The sequence below is a fragment of the Aquirufa beregesia genome (assembly GCF_011090385.1).
GTDB classification, from domain to species: Bacteria; Bacteroidota; Bacteroidia; order Cytophagales; family Spirosomataceae; genus Aquirufa; species Aquirufa beregesia.
Map to the genome: position 1 here is coordinate 255,493 of NZ_SEWW01000002.1, position 14,615 is coordinate 270,107.

Annotated in this window: 8 protein-coding genes; 5 read left to right on the forward strand and 3 right to left on the reverse strand. The window is 39.3% G+C overall.

Going from position 1 to position 14,615, the window contains the following annotated elements; translation table 11 throughout:
- Positions 1-4: 4 nt before the first annotated feature.
- Together EWU23_RS05020 and EWU23_RS05025 are read left to right on the forward strand one after the other, a co-directional pair.
- Positions 5-2,422: a glycoside hydrolase family 95 protein gene (locus tag EWU23_RS05020; RefSeq protein WP_166229487.1), complete on the forward strand. Its 2,418-nt coding sequence runs from the start codon at positions 5-7 to the stop codon at positions 2,420-2,422.
- A gap of 83 nt (positions 2,423-2,505) precedes the next feature.
- The gene (locus tag EWU23_RS05025; protein ID WP_166229489.1) at positions 2,506-2,697 is read left to right on the forward strand and encodes a hypothetical protein; all 192 of its coding nucleotides are present in this window, start codon (positions 2,506-2,508) and stop codon (positions 2,695-2,697) included.
- Between the two features lie 449 nt (positions 2,698-3,146).
- Here EWU23_RS05025 and EWU23_RS05030 read toward each other — a convergent pair whose 3' ends face one another.
- Together EWU23_RS05030 and EWU23_RS05035 are read right to left on the reverse strand one after the other, a co-directional pair.
- Positions 3,147-5,126 carry a TonB-dependent receptor plug domain-containing protein gene (locus EWU23_RS05030; RefSeq protein WP_205753083.1) on the reverse strand — a complete coding sequence of 660 codons (1,980 nt, stop codon included), beginning with the start codon at positions 5,124-5,126 and terminating at the stop codon, positions 3,147-3,149.
- A 28-nt stretch (positions 5,127-5,154) separates the two neighbouring features.
- Complete coding sequence (locus tag EWU23_RS05035; RefSeq protein WP_166229493.1) at positions 5,155-7,620, reverse strand: bifunctional YncE family protein/alkaline phosphatase family protein; 2,466 nt, start codon at positions 7,618-7,620, stop codon at positions 5,155-5,157.
- A 130-nt stretch (positions 7,621-7,750) separates the two neighbouring features.
- Here EWU23_RS05035 and EWU23_RS05040 point away from each other — a divergent pair, with 130 nt between their 5' ends.
- A complete protein-coding gene (locus tag EWU23_RS05040) occupies positions 7,751-8,161 on the forward strand; it encodes a GNAT family N-acetyltransferase (RefSeq protein ID WP_166229495.1) in 411 nt (136 codons plus the stop codon).
- A gap of 3 nt (positions 8,162-8,164) precedes the next feature.
- Here EWU23_RS05040 and EWU23_RS05045 read toward each other — a convergent pair whose 3' ends face one another.
- Positions 8,165-9,904, reverse strand: a complete 1,740-nt coding sequence (locus EWU23_RS05045; protein ID WP_166229497.1) for a T9SS type A sorting domain-containing protein — start codon at positions 9,902-9,904, stop codon at positions 8,165-8,167.
- 244 nt (positions 9,905-10,148) lie between these two features.
- Here EWU23_RS05045 and EWU23_RS05050 point away from each other — a divergent pair, with 244 nt between their 5' ends.
- Positions 10,149-11,537 (forward strand): DUF6056 family protein, encoded by a 1,389-nt coding sequence (locus tag EWU23_RS05050; RefSeq protein WP_166229499.1) that lies wholly within the window; start codon positions 10,149-10,151, stop codon positions 11,535-11,537.
- A 64-nt stretch (positions 11,538-11,601) separates the two neighbouring features.
- Positions 11,602-14,607, forward strand: a complete 3,006-nt coding sequence (locus EWU23_RS05055) for an amidohydrolase family protein (RefSeq protein WP_166229501.1) — start codon at positions 11,602-11,604, stop codon at positions 14,605-14,607.
- The last annotated feature ends 8 nt before the right edge of the window (positions 14,608-14,615 follow it).

A 14,615-nucleotide genomic window follows, 5' to 3' on the forward strand; every position in this document is an offset into this window, starting at 1 on the left:
ATTCATGAAAAAATTCAGTTTACTGATAGCTCTTTTTAGTGGGATCTCATTTGTCCAATTGGCCGCAGAGCCAGCCACAAAATCTGCTTCTAAAAAATTAAAACTTTGGTATAATAAGCCCGCCCAATACTTTGAGGAAGCATTGGTATTAGGGAATGGCCGGATTGGAGCCACTGTCTATGGCGGAACAGATACTGATAAAATTCATTTAAACGATATCACGCTTTGGTCTGGGGAGCCTATGGATCCCTACATGAATCCCCAAGCTTATAAACATCTACCGGCAGTTCGGGAAACTCTCAAACAAGAAAATTATAAACTGGCAGATTCTTTAGTCCGTAAACTTCAAGGTAAATTTTCGGAATCCTATGCGCCACTGGGTGACTTATACATCGATTTTAAAGCGAGCCAGGTAAAAAATTATTACCGAGAACTAGATTTGGAAAAGGCCATTGCCTCCGTAAAATACGATGCGGATAATCAAACCATTTCTAAAGAATACTTTGTGTCTTATCCAGACAAAATCTTAGTGATTCATCTGAAAAGTTCTCAAGCCCAAGGCCTCAATTTTAGCGTTCGATTCGGTTCTCAATTGAAATATAAATCGAAATCAACCATCAATCACCTCCATTTTCAAGGGGTAGCTCCTGTGCGAGCAGAGCCCAATTATGTCAGGAAAAAAGGGAATTCTATCATTTTTAAAGAAAACCAAGGGACTCGTTTTTCGGCAGATGTATTATTACAATCTACGGATGGACAAGTAGCCAGAACGGATAGTACGGTAAGTCTTTCCAATGCCACCGAAGCAACTATATTAGTTTCATTGGCCACCAGTTTTAATGGTTTTGATAAAAACCCACAAAGCCAAGGCCTAAATGATGATGCCATTGCTCAAGAACAATTACAAGTGGCTAGTCGTAAAACGGTAGTCGAAATGCGGGCTAGACATATTCAGGATTATCAACAGTTTTTTAAACGGGTAAATCTTCGTTTAGGAGGAGAGCAGGCTCCTGAGCTACCTACCGATGACCGACTGAGAAGATATGCCAAAGGGGGGAAAGACCCTTATTTGGAAACATTATATTTCCAATTTGGTCGCTACTTATTGATTTCAAGTTCTAGAACTTTAGGTGTTCCAGCCAATTTACAAGGATTATGGAACCCGCATATTCAACCGCCATGGAGCAGTAATTATACCATGAACATCAATGCCGAAGAGAACTATTGGCTGGCGGAGAACACCAATTTGTCGGAAATGCATGCTCCCTTTTTAAGCTTCATTGAAAATTTAGAGAAAACAGGAAAAATAACAGCCAAGACCTTTTATGATGCACCAGGCTGGACCGTACATCATAATTCAGACATTTGGGCCATGACGAATCCCGTAGGGGACTTTGGAAATGGCTCGCCAAGTTGGGCTAACTGGTACATGGGAGGGGCATGGGCAGCAACCCATTTATGGGAACATTATAGTTTTACCAAAGACGATAAATTCTTGAAAGATAAGGCTTATCCATTAATGAAAGGGGCGGCAGAATTTTGTTTGGCGATGTTAATTCCCGACAAAAAAGGAAATTTGATTACTTCTCCATCTACTTCTCCAGAAAATAGATTTATAACACCTACCGGCTACCAAGGAGAAACAGCTTATGGTGGAGCGGCTGATTTGGCCATGATTCGTGAGTTATTTCAGGATCTCATTGAAGCAGATAAAATACTAAAACAAGATGCGTCCTTTAGTCAGCAGCTACAAGAAGCATTAAAAAAGTTATATCCATATCAAGTTGGCAAAAAAGGAAATTTACAAGAATGGTATTTTGACTGGGAAGATGTAGAACCTACCCACCGGCACCAAAGTCATTTATTTGGTTTGTTTCCAGGAACACATTTGACGGTGGAAAATACACCTACCTTGACGGATGCTGCCAAAAGGACATTGGAAATTAAAGGGGATGAAACCACTGGATGGTCTAAAGGCTGGAGAATCAATTTATGGGCAAGATTAAAGGATGGGAATCATGCCTATAAAATGTATCGAGAATTGTTGAAATATGTGGAGCCCGATGGCGTAAAGATTGAATACCGACGTGGCGGAGGGACATATCCCAATTTATTTGATGCACATCCTCCTTTCCAAATCGATGGGAATTTTGGTGGGGCCGCTGCTGTAGCTGAGATGTTGGTACAATCTGACATGAGTAAAATATATTTATTACCCGCTATTTCAGATGATTGGAAAGAGGAAGGAGAAGTAAAAGGTCTGAAGGCCAGAGGTGGATTTGAAATTGATATGGCTTGGAAAAATGGGAAGGTGGTTAAGTTACACATCAAAGGTGTACCGGGCGGTAAAACTACTTTATTTGTCAATGGTGCTTCCAGAGAAATACAGATTGCAAAGGGGAAGAAAGTGAGAATAATTTAGTTATTAGAATGAAGAATGTAAAATGGCTCACAACCATTTATAATTCATAATATACAAATTTCGACCAGCTCCAGCGAAATGTGATGAACGCAGCGGTAGACGGGGTTTTGACCTCAGCATGGGCGATGCGCGTTGGCGTCAAAAATATAGGCGATAGCGGAGAGAATCACGGTTCCGCAAAGCGGAATTCGCCTTTGCTGGACGACAAAAAAAGAAGTTTTTTTGTTTCTTTTTTTTCAAAAAAAGAAAATCCTAGTGAAATGATGAAACAATAAAGGTTTGGCTTATTTTGTTTCCTTTTATCAGTAACATTGTTAGAATAATGCTTTTCATGGTATTTCTTTTTTTTCATAAAAAAAGAAACAAAAAAAAACAGAAGGGAATACGGTTAATCTAAGACGAATTCCGCTTTGCAGAACCGATTGTCACTCCGCTTACGGCTTTAATCTTTGACGATTACGCACATGGCCTATGCGCAGGGTCAAATATCCGCCTTCCGCTTCGCTCAAGCTTCGCTCCAATCTTTCGTTGGGATTAACCTTTCAATGTAAAATGTAGAATTGTTTTGAAAGTAAATCCCGTCGTTCAGCTCCTGCCCAACATGATGAACGCAGCATCAAAATAATTTATAGGGATTAGTTATTAGGAATTAGTGAGTAAATGAATGAGTACTAAATTTAGCTTGTAGGGAATGTGTGCTCATAATAATTCTACATTCTTCATTCTACATTAAAATAAGAAACTGCCCCCAAACACTTCTCCCTACGCCATTAATGCCTGATCCGTGCATGCGGTAATCCACATCACCTAGATTTTGAAGTTGAAGACTTAATTGCCAATGTTTACGTGCATAAGTAGTTTGTAAGTTCATGACTCCCCAGCCAGCTGTACCCAATGGATTCATCCGGTTATCTGATTTATCTCCAGCACTCAAGCGCTCTTGACTAAAAGCAAAAACATGCTCAATTTGAGAAGTAAAACGTCCTGTTTGAATAAGGTATTGAATAGAACCATGCAAAGGAGGAATACGACGCATGGGCTCATTTTGTGTCAAATTTTGGCCAAATACATAAGATAATTGCCCTTGAAGAGCACTTCTTGAAGTGATTTTGTAAAGCCCTGACCATTCTCCTCCAGCCAAATAACTTTCTTCTACATTCCTTTTTTCATACACAGGATAGCCTTGAATCACCGTGTTAGTTTTCACTCGGGTAATTAAATTATTCAGGCCAGTTCTAAAAACGGAAATTTGCTGACGGAAACGATAATTTTCAAATTTATAACCTAGTTCCAAGTTCAAAGAATATTCAGGCTTTAATTCATAAGCCGGTTTTTCATACCTAAAATCGACAATGCCCAAGCTTCCTAAATCATCCAAATTAGGAGAGCGGAATCCTGAACTACTGGAAAGATAGACCGAAGAGTTCGATCCTATAAATCGGCTTATGCCTGCTGTATAGACCAATGCCTGATTTTGAACGATACTTAATCCTAGGGTCGTATCCGGTAAAGTGGCTTTCACTTGATGCCAGCGCAAGCCTAATTCAACCTGGTACTGGCTTAAACGGATATGATGTAAAGAAAAAAGTGAACTTTGCTCGTACTTGGATTGGTCGGGATATAGCCCTCTCAAAGGGGTGATTTTTTGTGAGGATTGGTTTATATCCGAACGTGAACTAGCAACTCCATCGTGATACATTTCAAAGCCTGAGGTCGACGACCAATGTTGGGTCCATTGGCTTTCTATATCGATACTGAGACTTCGTGTATTGACTTGATCAGACTCTACACGTAGGGTGGGGCTAGCATTTTTCTGGGCCCTTCTATTCTCTAAACTTGATTGAAAGGCTACAATTCCAGTAATTTTTTGTGCCCAAGCATACTGTGTGCTAGCTGTACCTTTCCAATACACTCTCTCATATTGTTGTTTTTCCATCTCGTTGATGGCAAAGTTCTCTAATACGACCTTGTGATAAACAGGAACATTTTTTTGAACCATTTGCTGGTAGCCTGCTTCCCATTCAAAATACTTACTAGCTTGATGCCTAAATTTAAACATGGATGAGCCTTCATTATAAGCACTTGGACTTTGAGCGCCTAATTGGTTACCCCGGATTAAATCACCAAACTTTTTGCTAGACCCAGAGACTAACAAACCCCAGTTTTTCTGGCTGTACATGATTTTTCCTTGGTAAGAGTTTTCCATGTCGTTACTAGCCCACCTTTTCTGAAGTCCTACTTGCAAGAATGGTCTTGAACTAAATTGTGGTTTTTGGCTATACAGATGAACTACACCCGTTAAAGCATCAGATCCATATTGCACAGCACCTGAACCCATGACACTTTCTACTCTTTCTAAGGTAAAGGGGTCTAGGGTATTTAAATATTGATTTGGGCCATATCGAAATGTGGAATTATTGAACCTAATTCCATCCAACATCAATAAGGTTTGATTGCCCGTAAGCCCTCTTACAAATAAGGAACCTCCCCCTTGATTGGTTTTTTGAAGGAAGATTCCTGGCATATTCATCAACAGTTCGGGACTCGTTCTCGCACTTTTTTGTTGGATACTAGAGTCTGTCCAAACTTGAGAAGAATAGGGGCTTTGTAGAATAGTTTGTGCTTTTCTGCTAGCACTAACCACAATATTTTGTAAGGTGTCGCTCGCGTTTTTTTGGGCTAAAAGCGACACCCTTTGACTCATTAAAATCAGTAAAATAAAAAGTGTAAACTTAATCCTCATCTTCCTCGTCTTCTTTCGTATTTAAAATAGCTGCTCTGCGTGGTGCTGGCATTTCAGAATGTTCTCCTCGAACCGACTTCCAGATTATCTGGTTTAGCACTAAATCAGGGATGGCATCTTCCATGGAGAAATCCAGTTTTTCACTTAGACGTGCACTTGCATTATCTGCTACATTCTTTTCAAAAATATCTACTTGTGGAGCGATGTGTTGGAAAGGTCTAACATCGGCTTTCGAGGTAAAGCATTTGTACATCGGAGTAGCGGCAGCGTCATATTGACTCATGGGAGGAATTCCTAAAATCAACTCCATGGTTCTTAGCATGGAAGAAGTAGAATATGGCGTGTGATCTACAAAACCACGTTTTACAAATCCGCCAGCCACATATGCTGTGGTGCGGTGTGCATCTACGTGGTCAGATCCATTTTGGGCATCATCTTCCACAATAAATATAGCCGTTTCTTTCCAAATTTTGGATTTGGATAAATGCTCTACAAATAAACCAATGGCATAATCATTTTCCGCAACAAAAGCTGTGGGTGTGTAAGAACCCAGTTTTTGACCCTCCGTATGGTCATTAGGAAATCTCAAGGAATTGAATTGTGGAACCTGGTTTTTTGCTAATAAAGCATCAAATTCCTTTTTCCAGCGATTGAAACGCAAGGTATCCATAATTTTTTGGTCAAATGACGGAAAATCTGGGCAAAAATGACCTTCAATGGAAGGGATATTAGGTTTGAAATCATCGGCAAATTCTCCATAAGTACGGTAGGAGACGCCTGCTCTTTTACAAAAATCCCATATAAAACCATTTTTGGGATTAGCAATGGTTCGATTTCCTTCTCCGTCATATTTACCCCCTCTGCCGCCATATCCTGTCGGCCATGTTTTTTCCAAATAATCCGTGGCATGAGCGGATGTAGACCAGTTATGGCCATCAGAACTTACTTCTCCATCCACATAAAAATTATCTAGCAAAACAAAGTCTTTAACTAATTTATGCTGATTAGGTGTTACTTTTTCGCCAAATAAAAGCAAAGACAAATCTCCATTTCCTCCCTTCACATCCGCTAATACTTGGTCATAAGTACGATTTTCCTTCAATATATAGAACACATATTTGATAGGAGATTTTCCACCTACTTTGGTTGGGATAGGATTCCCTTTTTCACCTTTGGCTTGAAGCTCTATCTGCTTGTTATATGGGGTATTGGTATAGACAGCTTTGGATAAAATAGCTAATTCAGCGTCAGAAGGCTCTTGGAATAAAGACATGGTTCCTTTCATTAAACCACCTATGTATTCTACTTTAGCTTTTTTCTCATTATCTGCTTGCTGATAAGTGACTTTTTGAATTTTAGCTAACGGGTTTGGTCCTTTTGGATTGGCAAATGAAGAAAAGCCTTTTCCATTAGCTACATAAACAGTTTTGCCAATCACTTTTACGGCAGTAGGATACCAACCTACTGGAATGAAGCCTAACGATTTCGATTTTCCTGGTTTTTCAACCTCAAATACGGCTAAGCAGTTATTGTCAGCATTGGATATATACAATCGTTCCTCATCTTCAGAAAGGGCCAATCCATTCGTGGAAGAGCCCTCCAAGGCATTGGGAAATAAGGCTGCATTTAATACTTCTATCACTTGGTTGGTACGAGTATTTAGGACTGATACCGAATTATCATTAGCATTGGCAACAAATAAGGTGTTACCGTCTTTAGTTAGTAAAATTTCATTGGGATGATCTCCTACTGCGATGCCTTTGTCAAAGCTTTTTGTTTGGCAATTGAAGGGTAAAATTTGTGCACCTCCCCAAATAGAGATGTACAATTTATCTCGCTTAGGACTTAGCAAACAAGTAAAACCTTCTGCCGGCAAGGGAAAAGTGTCACTCACTTTATTCTGGCGAACATCCACTAAATAGAGCTTGTTATTGTCTTTGGAAACCACATATAAAATCCCACGCTCATCGTCCAAGGCCATCCCAGTAGGAGAGATGATGTCTTTTACTTTGTCTGTTAATGAAATAGAACCTTTCGCAATGAGTTGCTTATTACTGATTTCAAACTTTAGCACCTTATTGTCATTTCCACCAGATGCATAAACGGTTTTATTATCTGAGGCAATGGCTACTCCATACCAAGATTTTGCTACCTCGATACTATGAACCACTTCATTCGACCTGGTATCAATTAATTGCAAACTTTGAATGCTTTGTCCATTGTTCGTGGCTACCATCCATTGCTTGTTAGCAGATACCGCTAAATTTAAAGGTAAATCACCTAGAGAAAGGGATTTTCCATGAGGAGATAATTTCCAGCCATTGGGAAGCCTTACCCTTTTTTTCTGTAAATCTTGTTGTAATTTGCTAGGGACTTGAGCTATTGCTTCATGACCTATAATTAGTGCACAGAAAAAGCCTAATAAGCACAGGCTTTTGGAGAAATGGATTTTCATAGTGAAAGGTTTTGAAGGCTCAATTTACTAGCATTTTTATATAAATGATTCGCTGATTCATTTTTTAATGATTTGGTAAAATAGTCTCACGTATTGAAAAGTAGATTTGGAGAATATAAATGTTGATAAAATGGTAATTAGCTATAAAGAAATTCCTTCATTGACAGTAGAAACTTTCATGGAGATTTTGGATAAATCTACTTTAGGTCAAAGGAGACCCCTGCATGATGTGGCAGCGATGCAATTGATGCTAGATAATGCCAATGTATATGTGGGAGCCTATGATGGGGAGAAATTAGTAGGTTTAGCCAGAGGTATGACAGATTTTGTGTTTACTACTTATCTAGCAGATTTGGCAGTAGATGAGGCATATCAACATCAGGGAATTGGGAAGCAATTATTGAAAAAGGTTAAAAATATGCATCCTAGAGCCAAACTGATCCTATTAGCCGCCCCAGCTGCCAGAGGCTATTATCCTAAAATTGGGATGCAAAAACATGATTATTGCTTTTTCATCGACGATGTCCATGAAATTCAATAAGTTCTATTTAATCACGGCTAAACGTTTCGTGATGGTGGAACCATCAAGCCCAGTAGTACTTAAAAAGTAATTGGCAGCAGGTAATTTGGACAAATCTACATCTTTAAAAAATACAGCTAGGTAATTGTCTTCAAAGACGATATTACCTTTCATGTCGTAAATTTTCAACGCGCCTGTTGACATATTTTGCCAACGAATGGTGATTTTATCTACCGCAGGATTTGGGCCAATACTGAATTCGAAGTTTTGGTCTAAGCGAACAATGGGAATAGAAGAAAAAGCAAATGCTCGCATTCCAGCTTTATTTCTAATAAATGGCCCAGGGAAAGGAGATTTATTGAAGGCAAAAAACTCTCTAAAATAGTCTGGTAAATAACTGATGATTTCGCTGGGATACTCTTGATTTAAATGGAGGATGACCCTGTTCCCTTCTACTTCAATATTGTCTATGAATTTAGCAGCACTTACTGCATTAATACCATCATAAAAGAAATTATCTTTCATGTTGCGCTTCTGGCTCTTACCCGTCGGGTCAATAAAGGTAGTATCACTTGGAACCACCATATTTTGTCCTTGCTCAAATTCCAAATACAGTTTTCTCGTTTCTGTCTTTGACTTAAAGTAAGCTTTGACAATGTTGGGACTATATACTTGCTTGTCCCAAGGGCGTTTGTAAATTTCGGCTGAAATGATTCGGAATAATTCGAATCCACTTTGACGATACCCCTCATTTCCATAATGGAGGCCATCAAACTGCTTGGTCCCCACCGTAGCGAAAGACTTGATATATAGATCATTGGTGTATTGGGCTCGTTGGTTTTCGCGCACCAAAGCAGCTGGAGAATATTGAAATTCGTAGACGTTGGTCTGTGGACAAAAGACATATTTCGCACTAGGAAAGAACTTCTTGTACTTCGTTTTTAACTGGTCAAATTTCCACCACCAATCAAATGGACTACCTACTGGAAGTGTCGATTCCGCCTCACCTTGTCGGTAAATAATGGCCTGTACCTTATCAATAACCCCCGCTTTCATCGCTTTGTACAGCATGATATTGCCACCATAAGGGGCTTTCAAATCGCCATCCAAATTTAAATGGAAGTCGATAGCCGAACCTCCTGCCGCTGAATTAATAAAGCAAAAAGGGACTTTTTCTGATTCAATTAAGTATTTGGCTATTTCGGAAACCCATGGACCCACCCTAGCTCTGTCCGTGGCTAGCGACCAAAGTGTATCCGCTACATTATAGGGGCCGTAATTGTCGGGAGCCTGAACTGCACCAAATGAACGGAGGTATTCTCCTTGAAAAACTTTGTCGTCGATGGGACCAATCCAAGCATTAGACTGACCACTGACTAAAAAGGCATCACCCGCTACGATGTTTTTCCTTTGGACAACTAGACTAGAATCAAGGCCAATAAACTGGTAGATTTCTACATCATATTCTGCTAGTTCCGCATTGATGGTAAGGTCGTTTTTAAAGGGATTATTGGCAGTTAAGGCACTTTTGGCATACTTAAATAAGCTTCCATTTCGTAAAACCTTAACAGATACTGCGGTAATGGATTTATTGGTTATATCGGCCGCAATGACGATATCAGCTTTGTTTTTATCATCTCTAGGATAAAAGTGGTAGTTCTGGGGTAATTTATTGAATACAAAATCGCCAATTTTCTGTGCACTCAATTCTGTTTTGATACATAAACTTAAGAGGCAACAAAAAATTAAAATTCGATGAATCATGGATATGCTTTTTCTTTCCCTAGCTGAAAATTTCTGACAAATATATTTAGGAAACCATGTACAAGGTATCAATATTTTTAAATTTATTCATTTCTTTGATTTCAATACCTCATTAAATTATTTGCAAATCAGCATAGTATGTAGGCATTCCAACTCGTGATTCCTGCTACTGTTGGGCTATTTTTTCTGTTTTTTATGTGTATTTTTACCCCATACCTTCCCAGAATAGGGTTCTATATACAAGATGATGCCAAATACGTTAGCTCCCAAAACCGATGTGAAACCATTCGTCCTTCTTTTGTTGGGCTTACTATTTTGGGGTATGATGGCCTATTTAATGGGAAGTATGGCAATAGCCAATGGCCCTAATATCACCGATGATTTTTGTTTTGCCTGGGTAGGAAAGGAGTATGGAATCTTAGGTGGGGCCTACCAATATTACATCGGGTGGAGTGGACGTTATTTTGGTAATGTGATATTGCACTTAAATCCATTAATCTTTAGTCCTGATTTTGATTATTTTACTTGGGGAACCTGGTCTGTCATGGCTTTGGGTTTAGCTAATGCCATTTATTTAAGTAAAAATATCTATCAAAAGCCATGGTGGAATCCTACAGTACTATGGAGTGCTCTCATTTTTCAAGCTATTGGCTGGTACACAATTCCAGGTTTTTATGAATGGTATTTTTGGTTTTCAGGCCTTTTTTATGCCCTATCATTTCAATTAGTCATCTTGTTTTTTAATCTCTATTATTTTGAAAAAGCCAAGTGGATCCGCTTTTTCATCTTACCCCTCGTGTTATTTTTTCTGATTGGGAGTAGTGAAATCACCATGATATTCTTTTCGGCTGTATTTGGCTGCTTGCAACTCTATCGAGTCATTAAAAATAAACGGATTGAACCCGAACTTTGGGTCTTAGGATTTGTCTGGTTGATTGGTTTAGCCTTGGTTATTTTGGCACCAGGAAATGCCATTCGTGCTACCAAACATATTGCTTTGGTCGATGGCTTAGTGGAAGCCGCTAAAAATGCTGTTCATCAGTTTTATTTATTTTTAAAAGAGCCTTTATTTTGGCTCATGAATGTTTGGATTATCTTGTTTGGCACAGGTAAAAAACAGGAATATCCCCTGTCTTGGCCCCTTTTCTTCGGACTTTTCGGCATTTTGATCCTAGGCTATTATCTGAGTTTTTTACCGATATCCTTAGCGTTAGACGAAACGGGAATCCCTAATCGTACCTTGAGTCTTTTGTTTATGTATTTATTGTTAGGATCAAGTTATTTGAGTTTTGTCTTGCACCAAAAATTACCTTGGTCTCTATCGAGTAAAGCCCAATTTCCCATTCAGCTCATCATCATGTTATTGATTTTGCCTATGATGCATTTTAGTAAAAGTGCTTATTTGATGGCAACAGAAATAAGTTCTGGAACAGCTTTTCAATTTGCCAAGGAGCAAAGAGCCAGATTTGTGGCACTTCAACAAAATAAGGCTGAATCTGTTGAGATAGCTGCCATTCAGACAAAATCGGCCTTTCTATTTAATGAGGAAATTTCTACAGATTCCAGTCATTTGTGGTGTAAATGTATTGCCAAGTACTATGGCAAGAAACAAGTTCGACTAAAAAACAATTAAATGGCAAATCAGGTTAAGAAAAGCCAATCAATGATTATCTTTAAAATTCATTAACAAACTTACTATGAAACACCTTTTTACTTTGGGGGCAGTGGCCTTCTTATGGGTTATCAGTAGTCCTTTGGTGGCCCAAATAACCTATCCCGTAAATGATGTCGCTAATCCCCGCCAGGGATATTATGCTTTCACACATGCGACTATCGTGAAGGATTCAAAAACGACGATTTCAGATGCTACTTTGATTATTCGTCAGGGAAAAATTGAACAAGTAGGAAGCAATATTCCCATTCCCAAAGATGCAGTAGTACTCGACTGTCAAGGAAAGTATATTTATCCTTCTTTCATTGATATGTATAGCGACTATGGAACCCCGGCAATTGCAGGTGGTGGGGCGAACTTCCGCAGTCCAGCTCAGATGCTATCCAATACCAAAGGCCCATATTCTTGGAATCAAGCCTTGAAGTCAGAACTTACTCATGTGAAACTGTTCAATGTGAATGAAGTCAAAGCTAAGGAATTAAGACAATCAGGATTTGGAGTTGTTTTAACTCACCAAATGGATGGGATTTCGAGAGGAGCAGGTGCTATTGTGACTTTGGCTAATCAAAAAGAGAATTTAGTCATATTAAAAGAAAAAGCATCAGCACATTATTCATTTAGCAAAGGATCATCTACCCAAGATTATCCAACTTCCTTAATGGGAAGTGTGGCTTTATTGAGACAGAATTTTTTGGATGCCCAATGGTATAAATCTAAACCAGCGAAGGAAGGGTTGAATCTGAGTTTATCTTCTTTCAATGAGAATCTAACTTTACCTCAGATTTTTGAGGTGAGCGATAAATGGTCAGCATTACGTGCAGATAAAATTGGGGATGAATTTGGTATACAATACATCATTAAAGCTGCTGGAGATGAATACCAGCGCATCGATGACATAAAAGCGACTAAAGCGAGCTTCATTTTGCCATTGGCTTTTCCACAAGCGATGGATTTAGAAGACCCTACGGATGCTCGTTTCGTCAATGTAGCAGAATTAAAGCATTGGGAATTAGCTCCTACAAACCCAGCCGCTTTTGAAAAGGCAGGCATTCCATTTGCCTTAACTGCTCATGGATTGAAAGAAACTTCCGCTTTTTTATCGAACCTGAAAAAAGCTATTCAGCTAGGACTTTCCGAGCAAAAAGCCATGGACGCATTAACTACGAGTCCAGCGCAGCTCTTAGGTATAGCTGATCAAGTGGGAACTTTGGAAGTAGGTAAATTGGCCAATTTTCTGATTACGACAGGACCTGTTTTTCAAGAGAAAACTCAAATTGTGGAAAACTGGGTTCAAGGAAATGGCTATGGTGTACAGGTAGATGCTTGGTCCAATTTAATGGGGAAATACGCATTCCAACTGGGTGCAGAGAAATATACTTTATTAGTAAAATCGGACTTAAAAGCGACTTTACAAGGCACTGATACCATTCAGGTGGAGTTGAGTCAAAAAGATCAATTAGTCAATTTAGTATTCACTAAAAAAGGAGAAGCAGGTAAACGTATTCGTTTAACAGGTACTCAACAAGGAGCCAATTGGTTAGGAACAGGTCAGTTAGCTTCAGGTGATTGGGTAAGTTGGAAAGCTACACGAGAAGGAGCTTTGGAAGAGAGTAAATCAGATAAGAAGGAAAAGAAAGCAGATGAGGAATCCTTAGGAGCCTTGGTGTATCCCTTCAATGGATTTGGGCAAAAAAGTATGCCGAAGCAAGAGACTATTTTGATTAAAAATACGACGGTTTGGACCAATGAAAAACAAGGAGTTTTGAAAGAAACGGATGTTTTGGTCAAGAACGGTAAAATCGTTTCAGTGGGGAAAAACCTTAAAGATGCTTCAGCTAAAGTAATCGATGGAACCAATAAGCATGTCACCGCAGGTATCATCGATGAGCATTCTCATGTGGCAGCTACTGGAGGAATTAACGAATGTTCGCAGTCAGTAACGGCTGAGGTGCGAGTGGCGGATGTCATTGACCCAGAAGATGTGGACATTTACAGACAATTGAGTGGAGGTGTAACAAGCAGTCATATTTTACATGGGAGCTGTAATACCATTGGCGGTCAAACGCAATTAGTCAAATTTCGTTGGGGTCAAAATGCAGAACAAATGAAGTTTGCCAATTGGGACCCATTCATCAAATTCGCCTTGGGAGAGAACGTGAAGCGTTCTTATAATACGGCCAATAATCGTTTTCCAGATACCCGAATGGGGGTGGAGCAAGTGTTGGTAGATGCCTTTACCCGGGCTAGAGAATATGAAAAACTAGGACCAGGTAAGCGCATTGATTTAGAATTAGAAACCCTATTGGAAATCTTACACAAGAAGCGATTTATTACTTGTCACTCCTATGTACAAAGCGAAATTAATTCCATCATGAAGGTGGCAGATAGCTTTAATTTTACGATTAACACATTTACGCACATTTTAGAAGGCTATAAAGTGGCCGATAAAATGAAACAGCATGGCGCCAATGCCTCTACTTTCAGTGATTGGTGGAATTATAAAATGGAAGTTCTCGATGCGATTCCACAAAATGCGTATTTAATGCAGAAAAACGGCATTAATGTAGCCATCAATTCAGATGATGCCGAAATGGCTCGTCGATTGAATCAGGAAGCCGCTAAATCAGTGAAATATGCAGGAATGAGCGAAGAGGAGGCCTTGAAAATGGTGACATTGAATCCAGCCAAAATGTTGCATGTGGCGGATCGTGTAGGAAGTATTAAGGAAGGGAAAGATGCCGACTTAGTTCTTTGGTCTGCGCATCCTTTAAGTATTTATGCCAAATCAGAAAAGACCATTGTGGATGGAATGATTGTTTTTGACCGCGACTTGGATGCTACTTTGCAGGCTAATTTGAAAGCTGAAAAACAGCGTTTGGTTCAAAAAATGGCTAATGCCAAAAAAGGAGGGGCTAGCACACGTCCTGCAGCACCTACTTTCAAGGAAATGAATAATTGCGAAGAAGATCACCAACACGACAAAAGTCTTTGGGAGCGCATCCAATCACGCATGGTATTGACAGAAAATTAATCGACATC